The following is a 25,141-nucleotide window of genomic DNA, read 5'->3' on the forward strand; positions in this document are numbered from 1 at the left end:
GGTTAGGCTCCTTGGCGACGTGGGGCATCGATGGTGGACACATTTAAGGTGATTTCTTCGAGCACATCGAGCAGCACCTTCACTGTGTCGAGTGAGGTGAGCAAGGTGACGGAGAATTCGGAGGCCTTGGCACGGATCTGTAATCCGTCTGAGTTGTGTGCCGACTCTTCGACGTCCTGGGTGTTAATGATGTATGAGAGCTGGTTGGCTTCGATAGCGTCAATAATTTCGGTTGAGCCTTCGGAGATCTTCGCTAGGGCACGGGTGCGGATACCGTGTTGCTTAAGGTAGGCGGCGGTTCCAGCGGTTGCGGCAATGTTGAAGCCAAGGTTGTAGAAGCGGCGGATGAGTCCGAGGCCGCGTTCTTTGTCCTTGTCGTCTATGGTGGCCAGGACTGTTCCGTAGTTGAGCAGTTTCATGCCGGCAGCTTGGAGTGCCTTGTATAGTGCGCGGTTGAGATCGTCGTCGTAACCGATTGCTTCACCGGTGGACTTCATCTCTGGCGAGAGGTAGGCGTCCAGGCCCTTGAGCTTGTTGAAGGAGAAGACTGGTGCTTTGACGAAGTAGCGGTCGCGCTCTTGTGGGTAGAGGTCAAAGATTCCTTGTTCTTTGAGCGTCTCGCCCATGATGGCGCGGGTTGCGATGGCTGGCAGGCCGTAACCGGTGACCTTGGACAGGAATGGTACGGTCCGTGAGGAGCGTGGGTTGACTTCGATGATGTAGACCTTATCGTTCTCATCAACGATGAACTGGACGTTGAATAAGCCCTTGATGCCGATTGCCAGACCCAACGCCTTGGTGTATTTCAGGATTTGGCCCTTGACTTTGCCCGATACTGAGAAGGTTGGATAGACGGAGATGGAGTCGCCGGAGTGAACACCGGTGTGTTCGACGAGTTCCATAATGCCGGCGACGAACACGTCGCGCCCGTCGCATATCGCGTCTACTTCTAGTTCCTTACCGGAGATGTACTTGTCGACCAGCACTGGGCGATCGACGTCGATCTCGAGGCCTTGCAAGAGGTAGTGACGTAGCTGTTCGTCCGAGCCGACGATGCGCATGGCGCGCCCGCCTAGGACGAAGGATGGGCGGACCAGTACCGGGTAGCCAACTTCTTGGGCGATGGCGATACCGTCTTCGACGTTTGTCACTGCCTTGCCTGGAGCTTGTGGAATGCCGAGCTTATTGAGGAGGTTTTCGAACTCGTCGCGGTCTTCTGCCCGGTTAATTGCTTCGAGCGAGGTTCCTAGCAGGGTTACGCCGCGTTCGGCCAGCGGGCCGGCCAAGTTGATCGCGGTTTGTCCGCCGAGGGAGGTGATGACGCCGATGGGCTTTTCGAACTCGACGATATTCATCACGTCTTCTGGGGTGAGTGGTTCGAAGTAGAGTTTATCGGCCGTGGTGTAGTCGGTTGAGACGGTTTCTGGGTTGTCGTTGATGATGATTGCTTCGTATCCGGCTTCACGAATCGTTTTAATCGCGTGAACCGAGGAGTAATCGAATTCCACACCCTGACCGATACGGATCGGGCCTGCACCCAAAACAATCACTTTCTTGCGGTCGGTGAGCTTCGAATCGTTCTCGCCGGTGAAGGATGAGTAGAAGTATGGCACGTAAGCACCGGACTTGAGGGTGTCTACCATGCGGAAGACTGGAATGACTCCGGCGTCACGACGCTGGCTGTAGACCGAAATTTCGTCCGTCTCCCACAAACGTGCGATAACCGAATCGGCAAAACCCATGTTCTTTGCTTCGCGCATGAGTTCCATATCGCCCTTGTGTTGGGTGAGCTTGTTTTCCATCTCGACGATCGAGGCGAAAATCTCGAGGAAGTATGGGGTAACCATCGTAACCTCATGGATTTTCTCCAGCGGTGCGTTTCGGCGAATCAGTTCCACGATGGCGAACATCGTATCGGAGTGGAAGTCCTGGACGTACTTCCACAGTTCGTCGTCGTTCAGTTGTGCGAACTGTTCCATGTAGAAGTGATCGACGCCGATTTCTAGGGAACGAACAGACTTGAGTAAACATTCTTGGAGGTTCGAACCGATGCCCATCACTTCGCCGGTGGCTTTCATCTGGGTGCCGAGCAGGTTTGGCGCGTCGGCGAACTTGTCGAATGGGAAGCGTGGGAACTTAGCAACCAGATAATCGAGTACTGGATCTTTACCCGCAGTGGCGCCGGCGACTGGGATTTCTTCGAGCGTCAAGCCCATTGCCACCTTGGCGGTCACGCGGGCGATCGGGTAACCCGAGGCCTTCGACGCTAGGGCTGAGGAGCGTGAAACGCGTGGGTTAACTTCGATGAGGAAGTATTCGCTGGAGTTGGGGTTGACGGCGAACTGGACGTTACAGCCGCCTTCGATTTTCAGCGCGCGAATGAGCTTAAATGCGGATTCTTTGAGCATGTTGAGGTCGTTGTCATTCAGCGAAAGTGCGGGAGCGACGACGACGGAGTCACCGGTGTGCACCCCCACCGGATCAATGTTTTCCATTGAGCAGATGCAGATTGTCTTGTCTGCACTGTCGCGCATGACTTCGAATTCGATTTCTTTGTATCCTAGGATCGACTTTTCGATAAGGACCTGGTGTACTGGGGAAAGTTGGAGGGCGTTGGACATCATATCGACCAGCTCGGTTTCGGTGTGGGCGAAGCCGCCACCGGTACCACCGAGAGTGAAGGCCGGGCGTAACACGACTGGATATCCGATACGCGTCGCTGCTGCGATAGCATCCTCAACCGAGTAGGCAATTTCCGAAGCGATCACTGGTTCGCCGATTGATTCACATAGTTCTTTGAATAGTTCACGATCTTCTGCCTGTTCGATGGATTGCGATGGGGTGCCGAGTAGCTGGACACCGCATTCAGCCAAGATGCCCTTCTTTTCGAGCTGCATGGCCAGGTTCAAACCGGTCTGTCCACCAATACCCGGAACAATCGCATCTGGGCGTTCTTTGCGGATGATCTTAGCAACGTACTCCAAGGTCAGTGGTTCCATGTAAACACGGTCGGCGACTTCGGCGTCGGTCATGATTGTTGCTGGATTGGAGTTAACGAGGATGACGCGGTAGCCCTCTTCTTTCAACGCGAGGCAGGCTTGGGTGCCCGCGTAGTCAAATTCGGCTGCTTGACCGATAACGATCGGGCCAGAGCCGATGATCAGGACTGTTTTCACTGCAGTATTGTTGGGCATGGTGTTCTCCTCTGTTGGGTGTTTTTACGTTGTTTCGGTTCGGCGCGCCGGATTATTGGGCCTGCGTGGCAAGTCCGTTATAGACGAGGTTTCCGTCGTAGATGGTGGCTAGGCAGCGACCGGATATCTCCCATTGGGCGAATGGGGTTGCCCGGCCAAGTGAAAGGAAGTCATCTGGGTTGACGGTGTAGTCGGCGTCGAGGTCCCAGATTGTCCAGTCGGTTGTGCGTGCTGGGATGTTGAATCGTTTGCGGCCGGCGGTGGTAAATAGTTCAACTGCGCGCTCGAGACTAACTTTTCCGGTTTTCACGAAGTAGGTGTAGAAGAGCGGGAAGGATATTTCAAGGCCGACGACGCCGAATGCCGACCCAACAAGCCCGTGTGCTTTTTCTTCAGCAGAGTGTGGGGCATGATCGGTGGCAATCATATCGACTGTGCCATCGATGAGGGCTTCAATGAGGGCTTGCCGGTCAGCTGGTTGGCGCAGCGGCGGGTTCATCTTAAATCGGCCGTTGTCTTCGATCATGGATTCGTCAACAAGGAGGTAGTGCATAGCTGTTTCGCAGGTGACATTGAGTCCTTCGGCGCGAGCTTCGCGGATGAGTTGGGCAGATTCTCCGCATGAGATATGGCAGACGTGGTATGCAGGTAGATATCCTTCGGCTTTCAGTTCGCGCAACATGTTCAAGTCGCGTTCGATCTGAACGTATTCGGCGGTTTTCGGAATGCCGATGAGGTTGTGTTCGCGGGCGAACGGACCGTCATTAATACAGGAGCCTGCCGGACGCAGTTCACCCGCTTCGGCGTGGACTGCGACGATAGAGTTTGACTGTGCGAGCAAACGCAGGGCTTGTTTCATCAGCTCTGGGTTGTCTACTCCGTGGCCGTCGTCAGAAAATCCGATGACATATGGGGCAAGTTCTACGATGTCGGAGAGTTCTTGGCCGGTTTCGTTTTTGGTGACTGACGCGTACGGGATTGTTTCAATGAGTGCGTCGCATCCAATCGCATCTTGTTCGAGTGCGAGGTTTTCTTTAGTGTCTGGTACTGGGTCGAGATTTGGCATCGCGCCGACGGTGGTGAATCCGCCACGAGCTGCCGCCAATGTACCGGTTGCGATGGTTTCTTTGTAGGTTTGCCCAGGTTCACGCAAGTGGACGTGGACGTCGCATAAACCAGGCAGGACGACAACATTGTTGGAGACTTCGCCTTGTTCTTGGGCTCGGCGAATATCGCCGATGATCTTCGCAAGGTCGGTGTTGTCATCTAGGGTGATGCTGTGGGCGAGATTATCTATGTGGGTAACAAGTTCGTTCATCGATGAACCTTTCGAAGGTGGTGATTAGGCAATAAAAAAGCCTTGGTCTGAAAACCAAGGCTTGAATAAAAAAATAAATAACGAATGACGGGACTGATCATCCCCAGATTCCATGAGGATGTGGGAATCCATGAGGAACAGAAGAGCCATGAGAAGTAAAAAGAAGAACGAATAATGTTATTCGACATTATCTTCTCCTTTCGTGCTCGGGGCACAGTTCGGCTTGCTCAGTAGTTTTGAGCTGAGGTAACTGTAGCAAGTGACGTATCGGAAAACAAAACTACTGTTCACAATGTGGCGCGCAAAACACCAAATTTTGAGACTGTAACAAAATGGTGGCGGGCTTGGCATTTAGTACCAAGCCCGCCACTAGAGACACGTGGCTCAGAAGCTCGAAAGGATGAGCACATTGAGAATGAGGGACACTACTGCCCAAGCAATAGTGAGCCACACGTATGGAATGACCGGCGACTTCGCCATTCGTCCTTCACGGTTGACACCAACGTAGAGCAAAAACTCACCGATCATCGCAGTAGCGATAGAGAAGAGCCCCACGATCAAAGTGAGGAAAATTGAGAAGCCTGACGTTGGGAGTAAGGTCACGAGCAAAGCGAATGGCAAGATCAACAATACCGGTAGCAAGGACACTGTATATAACGTCACCGAACGCGATAACGTCACGGAAATTCCACGAATCTTCAGAGTAAGGAGGATTGCGATAGCACGCAAAATAGCGCTGACGAGCGAGATAATTGCGAGCACGATGAAGACAGAGAGCCATTCCCCAAAGGTCATGGAAAAGTAGCTGTTGTAGTGATATTGGCTACCAATTCGATAGATCAAGTCGTCCATTGAGCGCGCGGAGAAGTTCCCCGCAACGGAGCGTGCGAAGGAGGTTGCGATAACGAATGCAGCCGAAAGCGCATAAAGGCCGACGATGACCCATCCGAACATCCGATGCTCAGAGATCGTGGCAAACAGCTGACCGGTACGCCCGTGCCAAATATGACCCAATGTACGTGGAACAGCTTTCAGGCTAACGGTGACCGCATTTGGTTGCGTAACTTGTGGTACGTACCCTTGTGGATACTGACCCTCTGGTGCACCAACGTAGATCTGCTGTGGCGCATATCCAGGTTGCGCAACAGCTTCAGGCCCCATCGGTGGAACAGGCTGCTGCGGCATCGGTGGAACAGGCTGATCCACATTCGGAGTGTTATCGGTGTTATCTGGTGTCGACATTCAGTATCCATTTCGTTAAATAGGTAAACAACTAACTACTATACCTACACTACTAACGAGGGGAGGGAACTATGTCCTATTTCTCGTTATTTGACCACAGCGAGTGGGTAAAGGCGATGAAGAACTGATGCTACGAATATTAAAACGAGCAATGTGGCAACCAATCCCGCAACCCCGGAACCAGTCAATGCGAGCACGACATATCCAATAAATGCACTGGAAGCGCCGAGCAGAGCGTATGGGAGCTGAGTTGTCACGTGGGTAATGTGATTACATCCAGCGCCAGTGGATGACAGAATGGTCGTGTCCGAGATCGGTGAACAGTGATCCCCCCATACCGCGCCAGCTAAAACGGCACCAAACGCGGCGATGAGCACCTCTGCCCCGCCCGGGACCGAAGCTAAAATATCACCCGCGATAGGCAAGAGAATACCGAAGGATCCCCATGATGTACCGGTTGCAAAGGCCATTGCGCCAGCTGCAATAAACATGATAGGAACGAGCCATTGGGCAGGTAAGGAAGCTGCGGTGACAAGCGTGCCAACATATGCTCCGGTGCCAAGCAACGAAATAAGACCGCCGAGAACCCACGCACATAGCAGGATTTCAATAGCAGGCAGCATTGATTTTACGCCTTCAACTACACCGTGACCGAAAATACGCTTTGTAAACTCAGCATCGTCGCGAGTGTAACGCAGGTAGTAGTATACGGCCGCTAACAGTCCGCACACGCCACCGACATTTAAGGAAAGCGCAACATCAGTATTAGCCAAAATTGTCAGCACGGATAGCGAACCAGATGCACTATAACCGGTGTATCCAATTCCGCCAAGGACACCTAGGACGAGAATGACGAACGGGACAATAAGTGCTCGACGAGCTCCAGGTTCATGCTTAGGAAGATTATCGGATAGCTGTCCAGGAACCTGAATGTCAGGATCATAGACCTCACCGGTGAGCCGGGCACGTCGTTCTTCGCTTCGCATCGGACCGATATTCACGTCAAACGCTACTGTGAACCACAAAAGCACAACAGCAGCGATCGCATAATAGTTTAAGCCAGCGGACCGCATGAACGCCCCCACGTCAGAACTATCGACACCAACCGCTACGACGATCGGAGCCATAATTCCGATAATCGATGCGCCCCACGAGGAGAATGGAGCAAGTACTGCGACCGGCGCCGACGATGAATCGATCAGATAAGCTAACTTAGCTCGCGATACCCGGTGTTGGTCTGCGACAGGGCGGGCGACTTGACCAACAGCCAAAGCATTGAAGTAATCGTCAACGAAAATCGCAGTACCCAAACCAGCTGCTAACGACTGCGCGCCGCGACCGGTGTGGATGCGCTGTGCCGTCCATGATGAGAAGGCTGAGGTGCCTCCGGCCATCAGGACAAGCGACGTAATGACTCCTAGCGTGAGGAGGAAAATCAAAATAAGAATATAGTAGGAATTGAGCTGGCCTTGTTCAGCATCCCAGAATAACCCAGAAAAGGTTTTCCAGATAAGTATGCACGCTTGCCATGGCGAGCCGTCTGCGGTGAAGAACGCTGCAGTCACGATGCCGGCTGATAAGGAGACGATAACCTTCTTCGTCCAGATCACCAATGCAATCGCAACAATCGGCGGAACTAAAGTAAGGAAGGGATATACCTCAATCATGGACGTCTCCTTTCATAATGCGAAAAATTAATCTAATAGGAACCGATTAGACCACACTACTACTGCGGTATGCTACCTATTTAAGAATATGCTCAAACTCTGAGACACACACTATTGCGAATAGTTCTCGGTAATGTTATAGTTTTGCATTGTTTCATGAAGGAGGCATCAATGAAAAAGGGAATTCACCCAGATTATCACCCAGTAGTTTTCCGCGACCGCTCCGCAGATTACACATTCTTAACCCGTTCAACCCTCACATCAGAAAACACGATTGAGTGGGAAGACGGAAACACCTATCCAGTGATCGATATTGAAGTGTCGAGCGCCTCACATCCGTTCTACACTGGCCAACGTCGAATTCTTGACACCGCAGGCCAGGTTGAGAAGTTCAACCGCCGCTACGGACGCAAGTAGACTCCACAGACTTTCATCAACTATGTGGCGCAATGGTACGAATCCATTGCGCCACATCTGTTATCACCTCATCGACTTCTGCCAGCATGCGCGAATATTGCATGAAGGCATGTGCAACACCAGCGACCTCCCGGTAACGGACCGATACAGCGAATGATGACAAACGATTGACCAACGCTCGCGAATCATCGCAAAGCGGATCGCATTCAGCACTCACGACGTATGCCGGCGGATAACCGGTCAAATCGACGTCGAGAATATTCAGAACAGAACGCACCTGATCGGTAGGCAAGATAGCCTGCTCATACTTTTGCAGCTCTGTGCGGCTCATCCACCGATCTAAGTTGCCAAACCGGCGCAGCGACGCTGAATCCTCTAAACCATACGAACCGTAAAATAACGTGGTTCCGCTAATAAGCGAGGCGATATCACGTCCTCGTAGCGTTTGGATGACCTGCAACATCAACGTCGCGCCACAGCTATCGCCCATCAAAATCAATTGCGAATATTGTTCAGAAAGCTCTTCGACAACGCCGATCACTTCCCGTACTTGCGTCGGATACTTCGCTTCTGGAGCAAGAGAGTAATTTATTGAATACACGACACATCGGCAGGTGAGGGCAATCATGCGGAGCAAGCGATCGTGGCTTGCACTATCGCCAACAATCCAGCCACCCCCATGCGTATAAACAATCACAGAAGACGACTGTGCTTCTTGACCATAAACGCTGACAGAAACTTGCTCGCTCCCCATTCTCATTCGCGAAACCGCCACCCGCGGGCCGCCGTCGTTCCACCACTGCAGTTTCGCAATGTATCCTTCACGCATTTCTTCAAGCGTGCTTTGGGGGCAAGCTAGCTCGTGACGTATCTCGTCTTTACGCGCTAGCACCCGACGCATCGCATTATGCACTTAGTTTCCCTTTCGCGACGTACGTGTAAAAAGCAAAACTATTGACAACGCGAATCCAAAGACAAGGAAAATTCCGCACGATCCCATGGCAACAGCTTGGCCGTATGTGAATCCGTCGTGCAGTGTACTCAACACAGCGGTATCTCCGTGAGCAATTCCTGCCATCGCGTTGCCAACTGAATGGGCGGTCGCCGATGCGAATTTATTGGCTTGCCCTTGCGCTAGCCCAGTATTTATCAGCCGTGCGGGTAAATCTGTCATAATGGCTAAAGCTAAGGAGGCTCCCGCGAGCGCAACACCGAGGGCTGATCCAACTTGTCGGAAGGTTGATTGTATAGCCGAACCCATTCCCGAAGAATGAACTGGCACTTGTGCTAGAACAACGGATGTTAGCTGCGCAGAGGCCAGTCCCATGCCGCAACCGTAGATGACGAGGAAGCCAACGAGTACCCACATTGACATGGATGGATCGAGAGTGAAGACGACGCCGAAAATTCCGGCTACTTCCAGGCCTAGTCCTAAAACAACCGTGCGTTCAGCGCCTAACGCAGAGGCGATCCAGCGCGCGAGTCCACCGGAGATGATTGCGCCGAATGCGAGTGCTGCGAGCACCCAGCCGGTGTTCATCGTCGATAGTCCGATGGCGTTTACGAGGAACAACGGTAGCCCAAATAAGACGCCGAATTCGCCGGCAGCGACGGTGAGCGCGGTGAGGTTTCCTAAGGTGAAGGATGGGATGGTGAACAGGTGTGGATTGACCAAAATATCTTTATCTGCTGCCACGCGTCGAGCTTCGCGGTAAACGAATATGATGAGTAGGGCAACTCCGCCAAGCAGTGCGAGGGTGGAGAGTGAAATGGGTGGAGTTAGCTCCCAGCTACCGATGGCGAGTCCAGCTTGCGGCGTCCACCAGCCGTAGGTTGTTCCTTCGATGAGCCCAAAAACGATTCCAGCAAATGCGAGCGCAGACATCAGGGCGGATAGTACTGGGATGCGACGGTTCGGGTCGTGGTTCTGGTTTGGGAGGTATTTCAGCGCTAATGGGATGATCATGGCGATCAGTGGGACGTTGACGAGAAATACCCATGGCCAGGAAAAGTTTGATGTGATCCAGCCACCGGCAAGTGGCCCGAGAGCTGCCATCGTTGCCATTGCTGCTCCCCAGATACCGAACGCGGCAGCGCGCGACTTGTCCCGAAAGGTGGCGTTGATGGTCGATAGAGTGGCAGGAAGTACCATCGCTCCTCCAACGCCTTGGATTGCGCGGGCAAGAAGCAGGACTGGTGCTGTGGTAGCCATCGATGCCAGCGCGGATGCTACCGCGAAGAATGACAGGCCGGCGATAAACAAATTCTTGTACCCGTATCGGTCACCGAGCACTCCGCTGGGCAAAAGCAGGGAGGCAAAGATAACCGTGTAGAGCGATGAGACCCATTGGGATTGGGTGAGGCTGAGGTTGAGGTCGCCGATGATTGTCGGCAAGGAAACGGCGACGATCGTTCCGTCAAGCACGATCAGAGATACGCCGAAGATAAGTACGAAAAGAATAAGTCGATTTTTTCTGTCCATTTTTCACACCGTCATTTCGAGCCGAATGGTTGGCTCTGGAGGATCGTCATTACATGGGAAAGGTTTTCTTTTGCTACCTTTTCGGGTTCACGAGTTGATGCGGAGATATCGTGTAGACACAGACGTAGCATGTGTTCACCTACTCCGGCTATCAGCCGGATTGCGAGGGGGTCGCCGCTACCAATACGCTCGGCGAGGTGTTCATTGAGCACGTGTTGGTGGGCACGTTGCGCTTCGAGGTATGGGATGTCGGGTGACGACGACGAGGCGTGGACGAGTTGCCTCAAGATGAAATCGGATTGAGCTACCAAAGTGAGATCTGGAGTTTCGGTGATCGTTGCAGTTATCGCATATTCGACCGCTTGCCAGAGGCTAAGATTTTGGGGAGCACTCAGCATCTTGGCTAAATAGAGTGAGCGATAGGTGAAAATCGGCTCTAATAATGCGGCGTTTTTTGAGGCGTAGTGGTTGAAGAAGGTGCGCCGGGAAACCTGTGCTTGGCTGGCGATATCGTCGATAGCGACGGCATCGATTGAGCCGGCTTGAGTTACCAGTTCAATTGCGGCGCGCACGATGCTCTCCGCAGTTTTCCGACGGTTGCTTTCGCGTCTCGTGCAGTCTGTAGCATTTTCTGTCATACCTGCACTATAGTGCAACGTTGCACCCTAGTGCAATTATTTTAGCTTGCGGGAATAATCGCACCGACCGCCGCAGCTAGGACACTAAGCACACACATCAATACCGCATAATTGACTGCATACAACCGGCGCTTGTCGCGCAACAATATAGCCACTTCGACGCTTGCCGTGCTAAAGGTGGTAAAACCACCACAAAACCCTACCCCGAGAACTACACTCCAAGCCGGATCAAATTGCGTGGCAGCAATAAATCCCAAGAAAAAAGATCCGAGCATGTTGATCACGGCAGTTGAGAACGGCGTGGGCGTGGTAATCGCCATCTTCGTTCCAGCATCAACCCAGTAACGACAAACCGCTCCGAATCCACCAGCGGCTCCGATAAGAAAAATCACCGACGGCCTCCTTTTTCGCCCACGATCAAACCGGCAACCGCAGCACCGACTCCAAGGATTAACTGCGCTGCTGCAAAGCCAATCCCCCACAGCAACTGATCAGTCGCCAAGCCCAGGACATCGAGGGCAAACGTCGAATAGGTGGTAAACCCACCAAGCATGCCGGTTGTGAAAAAGAGTCGCGCATGTGCCGACGAGTTCCACCACCGCGGAGAACGATTCATTCGCCCATTGAACCAACCCAAGAGGAAACTTCCCGCGATGTTGATCGAAAATATCGGCCAGAGAATATCATCTGGCAGGAGCGAAACAATCAGCCATCGAGCCAAAACACCGAAAAATGCTCCGGAAAAGATGGCACCAGAGACACGTATGGCACTCATGATTTTCCTTCCAAAGGCAAGCGAGCCAAACTCACCGCATTGGGGATGTTTTCCAAATGAACTGTCGGACTCTCGTGAACAATTCCATCGACGTTCCATAACAACGGTTCGCCGTCACCGCGTTCGACGTCGATCTCGAGGATCTGCGCCATATGGGCTTGAGGTTTCGTCGTATGGGCTCCGTGGCGATAATCTACTAACAATCGCGCGAACCGCATCAGACCCATTTTGTCTGCGTAGAACAGATCTGCAACCGAATCATCGAGCAAAGCATCTGGCAAAGGCTGGTATCCTCCACCATACATACGGCCATTCCCCACAACAAAAGCTGTGCAGGACTGCTCGATGTTGACACGTTGTCCAGTGGCGTCGAGGTAGGTGAATCGTAACGGAATTGACTTTTTACGAAGCAACGTACGAAGGACACCTGCCGCATAGGCACTGCTACCTAATTTACGGAAACGACGCTGGATATGCATGGCTTCGTTAAGAACTTCAGTATCGTATCCGAGCGAGAAAACATTCACGGAATATTGATCGTTGACTTTAAGAACATCGATAGGTGAAAACTCTGCTTGCTTCGTTGCGCCAACCAGCCCTAGCGCTTCGTTATAGCCGACATCGCCTTGGTAGAGACTACGCGCAAAGTCATTGCCAGTTCCTGCCGGAATTACTCCGAAAGCACACGCTTGACCAACGAGAGCGCTGGCTACTTCGTTGACAGATCCATCACCGCCCGCAACATAACATACGCCGGAATCACCCCAGAATCGATCCCATTCAGCAGCAAGCTCGCGCACGTGGTCCGGGCCTCGCGTGAGCGAAATGGTCACCTCTCCGGCGTTCTCTCGCCGATCACCTAACCGGGTGTGGGTGGCATGCGGATATTGGTGCAAGATTTCTTGAGTTAATGCGTGCGCTCGTCCTTTCCCCGCTCCCCGACTCAAAATAAAACGAATGTGCGGGCGGTCAGCTACCTGCTGACGCGGAGGGTGCAAGAAAGGCGAGTGATTCATAATTGCGAGTCTAGCGATGATAGTTATGCCAGTGGCTACAATGTTGACGTGGCACTGTTCACTTTCCATTCACTGTATCACTTGTGACCGTATACCCATAAAAATCAACCACTTAGCCACTGTACGCAATTATCATTTCCGGCATGCTGTATAAATAACATGAGTATCGGCGAACGGAAGAAAGGAAAATGATGAAATTTTCCCTCACCATAGATCGACAACTTGACGAGGGAAGCGTTGACGTCGTGACCCCCGTCATTGATGCTACTGTCACCGCCATTGAAGAACTCGCTCGCCAAACAGATCCTGCCATCCCACGCGTGATCGTTGGTTATAGCGCGAACCAAGCACGCATCTTGGACTTCGCTGAGTGCCTCGCCTTCTTCACCAAAGATCGACGCGTTTGGGTAGCTACTTCATCTGGCACATGGCAGGTTAAGTTGCGTCTGTATGAACTAGAGAACTTTCTTCCACGAACCAGTTTCGTTCAAATCTCGCAGTCAGCTATCGTCAACATGGATGCAATTACGCATCTTGACCTTTCATACACCGGAACAATAAGTGTTCATCTCAAAAACGATATGCACTTTTTCGTTTCTCGACGTCAACTATCAGCTTTCAAGCGCGCACTAGATATTTAAGGAACAAGCATGTCGAAGAAGATGGTTCTCGGAATAATCTTCATGGGAGCTTTTGGCGGAATTGGACTAGCCGTCACAGTAGAGTTACTCATATCAGGTCTGACTGGGTCCCACTACTACCACGGCTCACAGAGTTTTATGGAACAATTCGATTCCGAAACGACACCGCTCATTATTCAACGCAGCCTCTATGCGCTGTATGGAGTACTGACTCTGGTATCTTTTTCCGTCCTGCGTGACATGAAATGGACGCCACTAGCCAAGCTCTCTATCCACGGGATCATCGTGGCAATCACAGGCTCAGTAATCGGAGGCGTACTAGGCTGGTGGCCACAACTATCCTGGGCAATCGGCTTCATCGCCATCGTCCTGAGCCTCTACACGACCGCCTGGATAGGCTACCTCGTCGTCACAAATTACCGCATCGCGAAACTCAATCGACAATTCCGACTCCGTCTTGGGTTACCTCAAGCACAGCTGTTTTTCGAACCAAACCAGCCGATTTTGACCCCGAAAGATTTCACTGCCGAACTCCTTGCCTTCAAAGAACGAGAGCATCCAGACTTGTTCATCATTTCTGAAAGCATGGAGCCACTAGTTGAATTTGGCGGGCAACGCTACCGCGCTATGCTTGAACAGCCTCGTACAGTATCAACGTCGTCAGCGCTCATTTCAGTACTAACCATGGTCGGAGCCTATAATTTTGGATTCAAGTTCGTCTACTTCTACCCAGTAGACGGCAATGACGTCATTCAATGACCGCGAGCGCAGGGCAGAAAATCGCAACAAATAACACCTGTAGATAGTGGTACCTTCATCAATCATAGTTGAGGCAGAGAATTTTTCGGTTCACAATCTTCAACCCGACAGCTGTGACATAAAAGTAGCTAGATTATGCAGAACCCAGTCGCTTAACGAATAGATTCGGAGAAGCTCTCTGAGTAAATTTCGCAACCTGAAATTACACCTGAAAATTATGCGTATGACGAAAAATGAAACGCTCTGCAACACTAGGTTGCTGAGTAAACATTTCTGGTTGCTTGACAGTAAGATCGTATGGCTGTTCTAGTGGACATAGCATCTATAGATCACTAGAACAGTGAACTATCAGGAACAGGAACTATCAGTGAGTCTTAATCGTATCTTCGCAACACGCTTAAAAACTGCCCGTACAAAGAAAAATATTACTCAAGAACAGCTTGCTGACCTGCTTGGAGTATCACGCCAAGCAGTGTCGAAATGGGAAAATGGTAGTGGATACCCCGAAGTTGAGAAACTGGTGTTGCTCGCTCGCGAGCTGACGGTATCTCTCGACGACCTCTTTGCACTTACCGGAGTTTCCCACGTGGGCGAGGCAGAACAAGCGGCGCAACCACCGCACCAACATGTTCACGTGATCCGGCCACTGGACCGGATCGCCATTTCCTCATTCGATAAGAAAAAGTTGCTCTTGTGCTACGACGTGCGCGCTACGCGAGCGCTCGGTTCAGGAAAAATTCAGTATGCTCTTTTAGGTGTTACCAGAAAAGGTTTCTGGGAACGAAAAGAAGAAATCATTGGTTGGTATCTAGACATCGATTCAGTTGAGAAAGAGATCAACGCAATTCATACCGCGATGATAGCTGGTGAGAGCAACTACGAACTGCGATTCTTCGCACCTGTAGAACTAAAAGGACTTTTTGGGAGTCCACAAATCATCGAAGACTCTGACCAGTGAAAACTCGACGTTGTTGTTTCCCACTGTGAGGATTGCCAGCTGAATGAATTCTCAGGATATCCACTGTGCACAACCAGATTTAAGATCTTCATATCACCTTCTTGCTAATTGAGTTTTTCAATATTTTTTTGGATAATGAAAGTGATTAAAAGGCGTACGCAGTAGTCGTATTTTTCTCAGTGTTTCCACATTATTTTATGCAGCTTCGTCGCGCCTTAAAACACCCGTGTCAGAAACTGAAAAAGGTTGTGATCTTTCGTTGCATTTTTCTACCGTCATTCGACATTTACATTCCCTGCTACCTACGAAAGATGACTACCTTCATGCAAATATCAAACACGATATTATCGCCGGAATAACCGTTGGTATTGTCGCACTACCCCTCGCCCTCGCATTCGGAGTTTCCTCTGGAGTGGGAGCAGCTGCCGGACTTGTCACCGCAATCGTTGCTGGGCTGATTGCTGCTATCTTCGGTGGATCACATGTTCAAGTTTCTGGGCCAACCGGTGCCATGGTTGTCATTTTAGCTCCGATTGTTGCCGAACATGGCGCAAATTCCATCATGCTTCTTTCTCTGATGGCTGGCGGCATAGTTTTAGCTCTGGGTCTGTTAGGGCTCGGCCGCGCTATTTCGCTTATTCCATGGTCCGTGGTCGAAGGTTTCACTTTAGGCATTGCTACGCTCATCGCCTTACAACAAGTACCTCTGGCGATGGGCACAAAAATTCCAGCCGGTGTCAAATCACTTCGCGGCGCTTTTCTCGCCGTCGTTGACGCCGACTGGACAGTATCGTTGTTTACTCTCGGAATTGCTGGGATGACGATGCTTATCATTATCGGTTCTTCGCGGATCTCTCCGACGTTCCCCGCTTCTTTAGTAGCAGTCATCGTCGTCTCGCTGATCGCCTACATCGGAGACTTTAACGTACCGACGATCGGCACCCTACCAGATTCGCTACCTGCGCCCCGACTGCCACTGGTTCGTTTGGATCTGCTCATAGAGCTTGCACCAGCCGCGTGCGCAGTTGCCCTTTTGGCTGCCATCGAATCATTACTTTCGGCGCGTGTGGCTGCTGGAATGCCAGGTCAAGGTTCTTATGCTCCTGACCGCGAACTGGTGGGCCAAGGATTGGCATCTATCGGGTCTGGAATGTTTGGGGGTATGCCAGCAACCGGAGCTATCGCACGTACCGCTGTTAATGTGAAATCTGGAGCAACTAGCCGGTTATCTGCGACTACTCACTCAATTCTCCTCACCGGTATTGTTTACTTCGCAGCTGGTTTAGTTAGTCATATCCCTTTATCTGCCTTAGCTGGGGTCTTGTTTGTTACCGCAGTGCGCATGGTATCTTTCGCAACGATTCGCCAAGTTACCGGCTCAACTCGAGGAGATCGGCTTGTTTTCTGGGCAACGGCATTCGTCACTATAGTTTTCGATCTCGTTGCGGCTATCGCGTTCGGCGTCGTTATCGCTATTCTGTGGGCGATGTACCAGCTATCGCGGTTATCTGGCGTTGTTCAATTGACGTTACCGGGTGAGAAAATGAAGAACGACGAACGAATCGTCTATTTCCGTCTTGATGGTTCGATGTTCTTTGGCGCCGCCGAGCGCATTGTTACTGAGTTATCTAAGGTTCCTCAATCAGTTGAGGTGGTTATCTTATCTATGTCTCACGTTGGCATTTTAGATGCTTCTGGAGCTAAGCACCTCGCTGAAGTAGTTAGCGAGCTGAACGAACGCGGCATCACAACGATGATCAAGGGCTTACGTCCAGAACACGTGCGGGCAGCGCAAAATGTGGGTGTGATTGCTTCGCTTACGTCTCCTGGTTATCTGTTTGACTCGATAGACGACGCTACGAACGCTGCACGCGAGCTTATCGCACAACACATTGCTCAGGAACAAGGCAATGACTCTGGCAAGGTCGCATGCAGTTGTTGAGACTTACTCTAAAGATACTCGGCTCTTCATGAGCGGTTGCAGCAATTAGCTCTTTACCAAGGGCAAGTATCAGTCTCAATACTCTCTCGCTCAGCTAGATCTTGGTCCTCTTCCATTTTATTAGTACCTCATCAATGGAGGGATTTTCTCTAAACTATTCATTGACATAACCATTAATATTCTTGAATTTATTGGCGGGATACAGCCTCGAATGATACAGTAACGCTCGGCATTCGCCGTCGCGGTATACCCTTCAATGGGCAACCCTACCAGAAGGTTTTTCTTATCCAGCGATTAATTCAACGCACCTATCAAATACGACCGAGCAGTGATATTCTTCATATTATGATCAATCGCCGGCGTTGGTATGGAGATAACTTATCTTGACACGCCAAATATTTCGTTCGAAGTCCCAGCCGTTCCTGACAGCATCAGATCCTGTCATATAACCCTCGCAACGAACCGTCAGCGAAACATACACTAATCTTGCCATAATCTGTTATATGTCAACGGGATCTCCATCCCACCTACTGCCCTCTTCTGGAGCATCAGCGATCGGAAGTAGCGAGAACCTGAAATCATATTGAAGACAACTTTGCGCGCTGTTCTTTTCACGCGCTTGTCTCGTATTATTCGAGATATCGGCGTACTTCGCATAGAGCGCGCTCAGTTCATTAGCTAATTGTTCGGCATCTGCGAGAGACAGTAGAAGAATGCTATCGCTCATTGCCCGAACTAACCTCACTCCTCTTTCACTGAGCGCTTCGCTAAAGCTATCAGCTCGCTCGCGAACTTCACCTTCAAGATTTGACAGGGCTACATATAAAGCTGGTGCCACTTTCGGGTCATCGATTTCCCAGCCACCATCAATAGCCGACCACCACACTTCGCGACGGTCACTTTCACCATTAACTTGATATATGACTCCCGCGCTCTGGAGCGTTTTGAGATGATAGGACATCTTATTCGGTGCAATATCAAGAACTCTAGCTAAATCGGAAGTACGCGCCCTACCACGCAACCGCAACTCGTATACGATATTGAGCCGGATGGGGTTAGCGAGCGCTTTGGCAACATCGGAATTAGCCTTTATCGTCATAGTTCAATCGTATCCCACTGGTCGGGTTTCGGCAGTGAACGCACTCCCGGCATCAGTATCCACGATGCTCCGGTAACAAAGGACAGCAGGATAAACGATGAGACTGCTGGAGTATAGCCAATTGAGTCAAGCATCCAGCCGGCGATCGTGGGAGCAAGAGCCAACGGCAACGATGTGATCAGAGATATCAAAGACCACAGCCGACCTTGCATATCAACTGGTGCTGCAGAGAAAAGAATACTTGCGTGCCCTTCAACAAAAATCATTATCAGAAGGAAGGCGCCAACACATGGAATCAGGGTGAAATATTCAAGTGAGAACACCGTCGGGACCAAAACAAGAACCGCTGCTGGCACTCCGATCGAGAATATCGTCCCCGTCTTGATTCGAGGTGAAAATTATCCGGCGAGTATCGCGCCACCGAACGCAAATAGTGCGATGGCCATGTTATACACTGCGATTGATTCGGGTGTCCGCCCGGAAAGCACAAGCGCATACGTATAGGTGTATTGTGTGCCAGTAAATCCCACGTTAAAGAGCGATAGTGGGAGCGCAATGCGAAGTACGAGCCTGTGGTTACGAATCCATCCCCACCCTTCACGAAAGTCTGCAATAAAGGTGCAATAGGCGTTTCTGAAGGATTTCGCGATTCCCGTTCGGTTCTGCGTACATTCACCGGACTCAGAATTTTCCTCCACAGGATTTTCCTCCACTACCCCACCCCTGGGATGCAGATCGCTCTTGATCAGTCCTCCACATAGCCCGAGGATGAGATACCCGAGTACGGAGCTCGCAAATGGCGCCCACGTCGCAAAAGAATAAAGTGCCGCACCTAGCGGAGGGGCAGCAAGTTCTACGGTCGCGTCGCGTCCTCTATTTGCCGCCTGCGCTTTAACTAAATATTCGCCACGCACAATCGTGCGTAAAACGGCGTCCGTAGCAGATCCAAAGAGTCCCGTGTTTGTCGCACCAACTGAGGTAAGGACAACAAGAATAGGAAAGGTGAGTTTTTCTGTGGCGAATAAAACTGCGATGAGTGACCAGACGGTAATGCCGAGGATTGAAAATATGTAGATGAGCTTTCGCCTGTCGAATCGATCAATTATTATCCCTCCAGGAATCATGCATACAATTCCGATTGCTTGTGCCATAGTAGCTATCAATCCTGCCCGGACGGCTGACCCTGTAAGTGCCATGACGGCGAACGGCAGTGCAAACATTCGGATACTGCCGGCAAAGTTGGCCGCTGTGTCACCTAAAAACCATGATCGGTAATCCGGGCGATTCCAGAGTGAGGATGTAGTATTAGTCGTTTTTACACAAGTATTCATAGCTCGAGATTATTACTTCAAATTATTTTGCGCAACTTTTATTGAACTATTTAGACACTCTCTATTCTCCACGTATAATCAACGGAAAAACCTGCTACGCACGCAAATCTGTGCCGCCTAGGCAACCTAACCCGCCGGGTCTAGGCACATCTCGAGACAGCCACTCGTTATCTAACTGATTTTGTTTCACACATGTGTAGCCAGAGTTGATGAAACTGCAAGTAGCCTGGACTCTTCTCTCCTCTAACGACACGACGTTTTCATTGAGGAAAACATCGCAATCGGGAAACATTGAGGCTTCTTCACGACTGGGAAACGCACGTAGCTGAGCATTGGCAGCGACGAAACGACTACGATCGCCAGCTTCTTGGGCGACTACTGCCTCTTTCAGCCACGCACATTTTCACTGGACAAGCGCATCTGATTTGAAATACTCCGGCTCGTAACAGACTTTTTCAACCTCGACTTTGTCCTCCATAGAAAACCCTTGCTTGTCCGGGTCATCCATCTCGGAAAGCCGACCAGTTAACTCCGGGAACGAATACTCAACGTCAAACGTACCCACCCGCAGGTAACTCGTAGCCATCTTTCTCCTCGGCTAATTCTTGTTCCTTTTGCAGTTGTACCACAGAAAGATTTTCCTTGAGTTCTCCTTTGGCTTCTAGCTCGCTAAGCATGGGTGGAACGGGGTTGGCGACGACGGAGTCCGAGGATGAGCTTTAAAAAGCGCTTTTCCCATTAGTACAGTTACCGCAAGAATACACAGGCCGATGATCAGTTTTCGTACCGCCAGTTTTTCCACTTCGTATCCTTTCGGCTCACAACCTGGAGATCGGCCCGTCGTTAGTGTTCACACAAGCGGGTAGTGAAGCCTTGTGTACCTATCGCCTACGACGTCGTACGCTCACCTGCACTGGCACGTCATTTTCCACATATTACAGAACCTTGATACCTTTAGTGCATTAGCACCTTAAATGGCGGTACGTGAATAAGGAAATATAGAACTACGCATATAGAGGAGGCACAAATGGCGAAGCGGAAAAAGAAGAATTGGACCTTACCCACGCCATTGGCGTATCTGCTATCAGTTCTCATTATCTTAGCTATCCCGCTTCCGTTTGCCCTCTATCTCGCCGGAATTGAGTGGATATTTTCTGGAAGTGACGGAGTACCAAAAGAGTTCACTATTTCCTACGTCCTTGGTCTAGTAATTCTTTGCGGCAGCCTGGCGATAGTAATAGTCAAAGATAGATGGACGAAAAAGTGAGGGCTGAGTCTTCACACGCGAGAAACCGCGCACGCCCTCCATCACTCCATCCTCATGTCTCCTAATTCACGCAAAATCCACTTCCCGCATACCATTGCGGAAAATCGCTTACCACCTAGGTTTTCAAGCAATCCGCCTCACAGTTCACGGGCGGAACATCTTCGCCAGCAGGTGTATCCTAAACATGATCAAACCCCGTCTTTTAGCAGCACCGGAAAGCCTACCTGACAGCATGAAGTCCTTTATGAAAATCCTGGGTTCCCATCGTTCAACGCTAGCTATCGTCGCCGCTGTTATCGGCGCCGTCGTCGGTTTAGCCTCGGTAGTCTTTCATTACTGTATTGAAGGCTGGACCTATCTGATGACCGGCTACTCTGACTATTCTGCCCACCCGGGCGCGAGCCACGGTCTAGCAGGTTGGGGATCGTGGTTTATTGCCCTCACCCCAGTCATCTCCGGATTTTTGTATGGACCGATGATCACCAAGTGGGCGCCGTCGGCGCGCGGACACGGCATTCCCGAAGTCATGTTGGCAGTCAAACGCAAGGGCGGAAAGATTCCCGGTGCGGTCGCAGTCGTTAAAATCATTGCTTCAGCACTAACGTTAGGTGGCGGTGGCTCGGTTGGCCGCGAAGGTCCCATCGTTCAAGTCGGAGCAGCCCTGGGTTCATCAATCGCAAATAAGTTACATCTGACTACCCGCCAGGTCGTCCTCTTCGTTGGCTGCGGATCGGCCGCTGGTATCGCTGCTACCTTCAACGCTCCCCTAGCTGGCGCAGTGTTCGCACTGGAACTCATTCTTATTAACTTCACCGCCGAAACATTCGGCATGTGCGTGATCGCGGCTGTTGCGTCCTCGCTCGTTGGGCACGCCTTCTTAGAGGACGTCCCTGTCGTAGCAATTCCCTATGTGTTGCGCGTTGGCAATAGCATTGACTTCATCTTGATTATTCTCGTTGGATTCATCGCAGCCCTGGCAGGGCTCGGATTTTCAAAGATTCTCTATGCAGTAGAAGATTTAATCGACGCCATCTACCATCTACCAGAATGGGCTCGCCCAGGTATCGGCGGTATCGCAATCGGCATCATGCTCTTTTTCTTGCCAGAAATGTATGGCTCAGGATATCCGATTCAGCTCGATGCGCTCGAAGGTAAATACGCTATCGGATTCTTGCTACTTTTAGCCCTCATGCGCGCAATTTTCACCGCAACCACCATCGGCATTGGTGGTTCTGGCGGTGTTTTCGCCCCAACTCTTTTCATCGGTGCGATGGTAGGTTCTGCATTCGGCCAAGCAATTGCTCCACTGACTAGCACTTCCGCCTCAGTTTTCGGTGTCATCGGAATGGGAGCGGCATTTGCTGGCGCTGCCCGCGCCCCCATGACTGGCGTTCTCATCATTATCGAAATGACCGGCCAGTATTCATTGATCATGCCGATGATGCTAGCTGTGGTGGTTGCTACCGCCACCAGCCGGTTCTTAACACGTAAGACGATTTACACAACCAAACTTATTCGGCGCGGCGACATTCTCGACGATCCGGTTGACCACACATTGGTTGGGCGCGTCCCAGCCGCAAAGCTCATGACGCCGGTACCTGCTACGGTCACTACTTCTGCAACAATTCGCGAAGCAAACCACGTCTTAGTCCGCACACGCGGAACACGGATACCAGTTACTGACGACGACGGAAAATACGTTGGTTGTTTCACCGCGTTGATCTGGGCACACGTATCGACCGAGGGAATCTCGCCAGATACGCCGCTGTCCGCCATCGATCTGGACCATACCCATATCACGCCCGAGATGCTCCCGACCCAGGTCCTTTCGTCACTGATCGACAACAACGCCTCGGCCGTCGTCGTCGTCAACGACGATGAAACAATCGCAGGCTGGGTAACCCAACGCGACCTAGTACGCCTGATCCATAAGCAACAGCGTGCTGCGCTGTCTACTATCGAAAACGAATCGTCGTTCGGATCTCGCTGGTTGATGAAGCATCCTGACGGATTACGCCCACGTCGGATTCAGCGCACCCGCCGCCAGGACCGGAAGGAAAACTGATTCAGGCAGGCTGATGGTTAATCAACGTGCGCACGTACTCAGTTGCTCCATCGTTAGCGATCTGGTCCGGAGTGTCGTACTGTTCGATGGCACCGTCTTTCAATACCAACACCTTCGAGCCCAGCTTGAGTGCTTCTGACGTATCGTGGGTGACGAATAAGCAGGTTAGTCCTTCACGTTGAACAATGTCCATAATCTCGTCTTGCAGTGCTCTGCGGGTTATCTCGTCGACTGCTCCGAACGGCTCGTCCATAAGCAAAAGCTCCGGACGCCCTGCAATTGATCGAGCAATCCCGACTCGCTGCGCTTGTCCACCAGATAGCTGGTCAGGCATACGCTCCAATAACTCTGCATCGAGACCGGCAATCTTCGAGGCACGCTCGATATCAGCTTTGATTTCTTCTTTTGACGCGCCGGAAATCTTTGGAACATAACCGATATTCTGAGCTACGCTCAGGTGCGGGAAAAGTATCGAACCTTGAACTGCATATCCGATCTGCCGACGCAATTTAACTAGTTCAGCGGTGTCTGGAGCCGGAGTCGCAACCTTGGTGCCAGCCACCATGATAGTGCCACTATCAGGGGTGACAAGCCCGTTAATCATTTTCAAAAGCGTAGATTTGCCACTGCCCGATTCACCTAGAATCGTTAAGAACTCCCCTCGCTTCACAGTAAGGGACAGCGATTCGATGATGGTTTTATCGCCGTATGATTTTTTTACATCGTCGAAGCTAATGATGATTTCGTTGCATTCATTGGATGGCTGCGCTGTCATTTTGCGGCACCTTTCGTCTGCTCTAACTGGGCGAGGAAGTCGGCTGCTACCTCAGCAGGGGTAGCGCCTTCGTTCTCAACCCGTGAGTTCATGGAAATCATGGTTTCTTCGTCGATCATCCCATCGAGGCTCTCGAGAATCTCACGCACTTGCGGATACTGACGCAAGATCTCGCTGCGAACAACGTTCATGCAATCATAGGCTGGGTAGTAACCGAGATTATCGTGCAATACGGTGAGACCAGAACCAGCCAATTGACCGTCGGTGGTGAAAATTGGCATCGCCTGAATCTGCCGGCTCTTCATAGCATCGTACTTCAAACCAACATCGATATCTTTTGTACTAGCGAATTCGATTCGGTATGCCGAGGTCAAGCCTTTGTATCCGTCGAGCCGCTCAAAGAAATCAGGTTCTGCCCCGAACACTAACTGGTCGGCGATCGGTGCAAGATCGGCAATAGTTTTCAGGTTGTACTGCTTGGCGAGTTCATCGGGAACAGCTATTCCGTAGGTATTTTGGAACCCATATGAAGTGATCCACTCCATGTCATAATCGCTTTGGTACTGCTGGTTTAGCTGCGAGAAATCAGTTTGAGAATAGTTTCCATCGTTCTTTAACACTGCAGCCCATCCAGTTCCGGTGTATTCGGGATAGATATCAAAATCTCCCTTTTCCATACCGGGTTGGATATTGGAGGTTCCACCGCCAACACCCTGGGTGACTTGCACCTTCAGGTCAGTCTCAGCCTCAATCTTTTGTTTCATGATCTCGCCCATGATGTACTGCTCAGTCATCGGCTTAGTTGCGATGTGAATAGTAGTCCCACTTGCTTGAAAAGCTACGACGACGAGCGGCACAAGAAGAGCAGCTACGAACGTGGTGCCCAGAGCACCGACGGCAAAGCGGTTGCGCTTAGCACCTGGCGCGAGAAGTTTCGCAAACACACCAATTAAAGCGTCTGAGGCGAGGGCTAAGATAGCGATAAGTAAACTGCCCGCCACCGTCATCGCAGTATTGTTGAGGGTGATTCCGCGGTAGATCGCAACACCAAGACCACCAGCTCCAACAAATGAGGCGATACCCGCGAGCGCGATGGTCATAACAACCATATTCCGCAATCCTGAAATGATCACCGGCAGAGCTAACGGCATCTTAATTTTCCATAGCAACTGCCGGGGAGTCGACCCCATTCCACGGGCGGCTTCGACAAGCAATGGATCTACGTTCGTTAGACCGGTGTAGGTTGCTCGAACCATTGGAAGTAGACCGTAAATGGTTAATGCAATAATGGCGGTGGTATTACCGATTCCAGACAATGGGATAAGGAAGCCGAGCATCGAAATCGACGGGATGGTGTAAACGAAATTCGCTGTACCCATCACTATTCCGCTGGCTTGTTTACGCTCTGCTGCACCAATACCGAGGCTAATTCCGAGGAAGCATGCCAGCACGATAGAGATGGAACAGATCAGCAGGTGCTGGAGAAATAGATCAAAAAAGAAGGACTGCCTAGTCCATAAAAGTTGGAGAACCTCACCCACGACACTGACCGCAC

23 protein-coding genes are annotated in these 25,141 nt (G+C 51.2%); 7 read left to right on the forward strand and 16 right to left on the reverse strand.

Annotation, left to right across the window (positions count from 1 at the left end):
• Positions 1-2 precede the first annotated feature (2 nt).
• From carB to JTE88_RS05265, 4 genes are all read right to left on the reverse strand, one after another.
• Positions 3-3,194 carry a carbamoyl-phosphate synthase large subunit gene (carB, locus tag JTE88_RS05250; RefSeq protein ID WP_204423259.1) on the reverse strand — a complete coding sequence of 1,064 codons (3,192 nt, stop codon included), beginning with the start codon at positions 3,192-3,194 and terminating at the stop codon, positions 3-5.
• A gap of 52 nt (positions 3,195-3,246) precedes the next feature.
• Positions 3,247-4,512 (reverse strand): dihydroorotase, encoded by a 1,266-nt coding sequence (locus tag JTE88_RS05255; RefSeq protein WP_204423261.1) that lies wholly within the window; start codon positions 4,510-4,512, stop codon positions 3,247-3,249.
• Positions 4,513-4,896: 384 nt separating this feature from the next.
• Complete coding sequence (locus JTE88_RS05260; RefSeq protein WP_204423262.1) at positions 4,897-5,754, reverse strand: hypothetical protein; 858 nt, start codon at positions 5,752-5,754, stop codon at positions 4,897-4,899.
• Positions 5,755-5,840: 86 nt separating this feature from the next.
• Positions 5,841-7,421 carry a Na+/H+ antiporter NhaC family protein gene (locus JTE88_RS05265; RefSeq protein ID WP_204423264.1) on the reverse strand — a complete coding sequence of 527 codons (1,581 nt, stop codon included), beginning with the start codon at positions 7,419-7,421 and terminating at the stop codon, positions 5,841-5,843.
• Positions 7,422-7,592: 171 nt separating this feature from the next.
• Here JTE88_RS05265 and JTE88_RS05270 point away from each other — a divergent pair, with 171 nt between their 5' ends.
• Complete coding sequence (locus JTE88_RS05270) at positions 7,593-7,838, forward strand: type B 50S ribosomal protein L31 (RefSeq protein ID WP_204423266.1); 246 nt, start codon at positions 7,593-7,595, stop codon at positions 7,836-7,838.
• A 16-nt stretch (positions 7,839-7,854) separates the two neighbouring features.
• On the opposite strand, the gene JTE88_RS05275 is transcribed toward JTE88_RS05270, so the two are convergent.
• The 6 genes from JTE88_RS05275 to JTE88_RS05300 are packed head-to-tail and all read right to left on the reverse strand — an operon-like array spanning position 7,855 to position 12,749.
• Positions 7,855-8,751 carry an alpha/beta hydrolase fold domain-containing protein gene (locus JTE88_RS05275; RefSeq protein ID WP_204423267.1) on the reverse strand — a complete coding sequence of 299 codons (897 nt, stop codon included), beginning with the start codon at positions 8,749-8,751 and terminating at the stop codon, positions 7,855-7,857.
• Positions 8,752-10,320 carry an MFS transporter gene (locus JTE88_RS05280; protein ID WP_204423268.1) on the reverse strand — a complete coding sequence of 523 codons (1,569 nt, stop codon included), beginning with the start codon at positions 10,318-10,320 and terminating at the stop codon, positions 8,752-8,754. It lies immediately after the preceding gene.
• Between the two features lie 11 nt (positions 10,321-10,331).
• Positions 10,332-10,958, reverse strand: a complete 627-nt coding sequence (locus JTE88_RS05285; protein ID WP_204423270.1) for a TetR/AcrR family transcriptional regulator — start codon at positions 10,956-10,958, stop codon at positions 10,332-10,334.
• 41 nt (positions 10,959-10,999) lie between these two features.
• Positions 11,000-11,350 (reverse strand): fluoride efflux transporter CrcB, encoded by a 351-nt coding sequence (gene crcB, locus JTE88_RS05290; RefSeq protein ID WP_204423271.1) that lies wholly within the window; start codon positions 11,348-11,350, stop codon positions 11,000-11,002.
• Positions 11,347-11,733 carry a fluoride efflux transporter FluC gene (locus JTE88_RS05295; protein ID WP_204423273.1) on the reverse strand — a complete coding sequence of 129 codons (387 nt, stop codon included), beginning with the start codon at positions 11,731-11,733 and terminating at the stop codon, positions 11,347-11,349. Before JTE88_RS05295 ends, crcB begins: the two co-directional genes overlap by 4 nt.
• Positions 11,730-12,749 (reverse strand): diacylglycerol/lipid kinase family protein, encoded by a 1,020-nt coding sequence (locus tag JTE88_RS05300; protein ID WP_204423275.1) that lies wholly within the window; start codon positions 12,747-12,749, stop codon positions 11,730-11,732. The genes JTE88_RS05295 and JTE88_RS05300 overlap by 4 nt, the downstream gene beginning before the upstream one ends.
• A gap of 188 nt (positions 12,750-12,937) precedes the next feature.
• On the opposite strand from JTE88_RS05300, the gene JTE88_RS05305 reads away from it, so the two are divergent.
• The 4 genes from JTE88_RS05305 to JTE88_RS05320 all read left to right on the forward strand — a co-directional run bounded on the left by JTE88_RS05305 (position 12,938) and on the right by JTE88_RS05320 (position 17,049).
• Positions 12,938-13,390 (forward strand): LytTR family DNA-binding domain-containing protein, encoded by a 453-nt coding sequence (locus JTE88_RS05305; protein ID WP_204423280.1) that lies wholly within the window; start codon positions 12,938-12,940, stop codon positions 13,388-13,390.
• Between the two features lie 9 nt (positions 13,391-13,399).
• Complete coding sequence (locus JTE88_RS05310; protein ID WP_204423282.1) at positions 13,400-14,149, forward strand: DUF3021 family protein; 750 nt, start codon at positions 13,400-13,402, stop codon at positions 14,147-14,149.
• A 367-nt stretch (positions 14,150-14,516) separates the two neighbouring features.
• Complete coding sequence (locus JTE88_RS05315) at positions 14,517-15,107, forward strand: helix-turn-helix domain-containing protein (RefSeq protein WP_204423284.1); 591 nt, start codon at positions 14,517-14,519, stop codon at positions 15,105-15,107.
• Positions 15,108-15,333: 226 nt separating this feature from the next.
• Positions 15,334-17,049 (forward strand): SulP family inorganic anion transporter, encoded by a 1,716-nt coding sequence (locus tag JTE88_RS05320; protein WP_239519487.1) that lies wholly within the window; start codon positions 15,334-15,336, stop codon positions 17,047-17,049.
• A gap of 499 nt (positions 17,050-17,548) precedes the next feature.
• Here JTE88_RS05320 and JTE88_RS05325 read toward each other — a convergent pair whose 3' ends face one another.
• From JTE88_RS05325 to JTE88_RS05340, 4 genes are all read right to left on the reverse strand, one after another.
• The gene (locus JTE88_RS05325; protein ID WP_204423285.1) at positions 17,549-18,148 is read right to left on the reverse strand and encodes an ArsR/SmtB family transcription factor; all 600 of its coding nucleotides are present in this window, start codon (positions 18,146-18,148) and stop codon (positions 17,549-17,551) included.
• Positions 18,145-18,504 carry a hypothetical protein gene (locus JTE88_RS05330; RefSeq protein ID WP_204423286.1) on the reverse strand — a complete coding sequence of 120 codons (360 nt, stop codon included), beginning with the start codon at positions 18,502-18,504 and terminating at the stop codon, positions 18,145-18,147. The genes JTE88_RS05325 and JTE88_RS05330 overlap by 4 nt, the downstream gene beginning before the upstream one ends.
• A gap of 42 nt (positions 18,505-18,546) precedes the next feature.
• Positions 18,547-19,479, reverse strand: a complete 933-nt coding sequence (locus tag JTE88_RS05335; protein WP_204423288.1) for an MFS transporter — start codon at positions 19,477-19,479, stop codon at positions 18,547-18,549.
• 403 nt (positions 19,480-19,882) lie between these two features.
• Positions 19,883-20,065 (reverse strand): hypothetical protein, encoded by a 183-nt coding sequence (locus JTE88_RS05340; protein WP_204423290.1) that lies wholly within the window; start codon positions 20,063-20,065, stop codon positions 19,883-19,885.
• A 441-nt stretch (positions 20,066-20,506) separates the two neighbouring features.
• On the opposite strand from JTE88_RS05340, the gene JTE88_RS05345 reads away from it, so the two are divergent.
• Positions 20,507-20,746, forward strand: a complete 240-nt coding sequence (locus JTE88_RS05345) for a hypothetical protein (protein WP_204423291.1) — start codon at positions 20,507-20,509, stop codon at positions 20,744-20,746.
• Positions 20,747-20,930: 184 nt separating this feature from the next.
• Complete coding sequence (locus JTE88_RS05350; RefSeq protein ID WP_239519488.1) at positions 20,931-22,811, forward strand: chloride channel protein; 1,881 nt, start codon at positions 20,931-20,933, stop codon at positions 22,809-22,811.
• A 1-nt stretch (position 22,812) separates the two neighbouring features.
• Here JTE88_RS05350 and JTE88_RS05355 read toward each other — a convergent pair whose 3' ends face one another.
• Both JTE88_RS05355 and JTE88_RS05360 read right to left on the reverse strand, forming a co-directional pair.
• Positions 22,813-23,586 carry an ATP-binding cassette domain-containing protein gene (locus JTE88_RS05355; RefSeq protein ID WP_204423293.1) on the reverse strand — a complete coding sequence of 258 codons (774 nt, stop codon included), beginning with the start codon at positions 23,584-23,586 and terminating at the stop codon, positions 22,813-22,815.
• On the reverse strand, positions 23,583-25,037 hold the full coding sequence (locus JTE88_RS05360; RefSeq protein ID WP_239519489.1) for an ABC transporter permease/substrate-binding protein: 1,455 nt from the start codon (positions 25,035-25,037) through the stop codon (positions 23,583-23,585). Before JTE88_RS05360 ends, JTE88_RS05355 begins: the two co-directional genes overlap by 4 nt.
• Positions 25,038-25,141 lie beyond the last annotated feature (104 nt).

The sequence above is a fragment of the Arcanobacterium phocisimile genome, assembly GCF_016904675.1.
Taxonomy (GTDB): Bacteria; Actinomycetota; Actinomycetes; order Actinomycetales; family Actinomycetaceae; genus Arcanobacterium; species Arcanobacterium phocisimile.

What these genes read in the sequence shown, in the direction of transcription:
- carB (WP_204423259.1), bottom strand. Translation starts at nt 3,194, where the DNA reads ATGCCCAACAATACTGCAGTGAAAACAGTCCTGATCATCGGCTCTGGC.
- JTE88_RS05255 (WP_204423261.1), bottom strand. Translation starts at nt 4,512, where the DNA reads ATGAACGAACTTGTTACCCACATAGATAATCTCGCCCACAGCATCACC.
- JTE88_RS05260 (WP_204423262.1), bottom strand. Translation starts at nt 5,754, where the DNA reads ATGTCGACACCAGATAACACCGATAACACTCCGAATGTGGATCAGCCT.
- JTE88_RS05265 (WP_204423264.1), bottom strand. Translation starts at nt 7,421, where the DNA reads ATGATTGAGGTATATCCCTTCCTTACTTTAGTTCCGCCGATTGTTGCG.
- JTE88_RS05270 (WP_204423266.1), top strand. Translation starts at nt 7,593, where the DNA reads ATGAAAAAGGGAATTCACCCAGATTATCACCCAGTAGTTTTCCGCGAC.
- JTE88_RS05280 (WP_204423268.1), bottom strand. Translation starts at nt 10,320, where the DNA reads ATGGACAGAAAAAATCGACTTATTCTTTTCGTACTTATCTTCGGCGTA.
- JTE88_RS05285 (WP_204423270.1), bottom strand. Translation starts at nt 10,958, where the DNA reads ATGACAGAAAATGCTACAGACTGCACGAGACGCGAAAGCAACCGTCGG.
- JTE88_RS05295 (WP_204423273.1), bottom strand. Translation starts at nt 11,733, where the DNA reads ATGAGTGCCATACGTGTCTCTGGTGCCATCTTTTCCGGAGCATTTTTC.
- JTE88_RS05300 (WP_204423275.1), bottom strand. Translation starts at nt 12,749, where the DNA reads ATGAATCACTCGCCTTTCTTGCACCCTCCGCGTCAGCAGGTAGCTGAC.
- JTE88_RS05305 (WP_204423280.1), top strand. Translation starts at nt 12,938, where the DNA reads ATGATGAAATTTTCCCTCACCATAGATCGACAACTTGACGAGGGAAGC.
- JTE88_RS05310 (WP_204423282.1), top strand. Translation starts at nt 13,400, where the DNA reads ATGTCGAAGAAGATGGTTCTCGGAATAATCTTCATGGGAGCTTTTGGC.
- JTE88_RS05325 (WP_204423285.1), bottom strand. Translation starts at nt 18,148, where the DNA reads ATGACGATAAAGGCTAATTCCGATGTTGCCAAAGCGCTCGCTAACCCC.
- JTE88_RS05335 (WP_204423288.1), bottom strand. Translation starts at nt 19,479, where the DNA reads ATGAATACTTGTGTAAAAACGACTAATACTACATCCTCACTCTGGAAT.
- JTE88_RS05340 (WP_204423290.1), bottom strand. Translation starts at nt 20,065, where the DNA reads ATGGCTACGAGTTACCTGCGGGTGGGTACGTTTGACGTTGAGTATTCG.
- JTE88_RS05345 (WP_204423291.1), top strand. Translation starts at nt 20,507, where the DNA reads ATGGCGAAGCGGAAAAAGAAGAATTGGACCTTACCCACGCCATTGGCG.
- JTE88_RS05350 (WP_239519488.1), top strand. Translation starts at nt 20,931, where the DNA reads ATGATCAAACCCCGTCTTTTAGCAGCACCGGAAAGCCTACCTGACAGC.
- JTE88_RS05355 (WP_204423293.1), bottom strand. Translation starts at nt 23,586, where the DNA reads ATGACAGCGCAGCCATCCAATGAATGCAACGAAATCATCATTAGCTTC.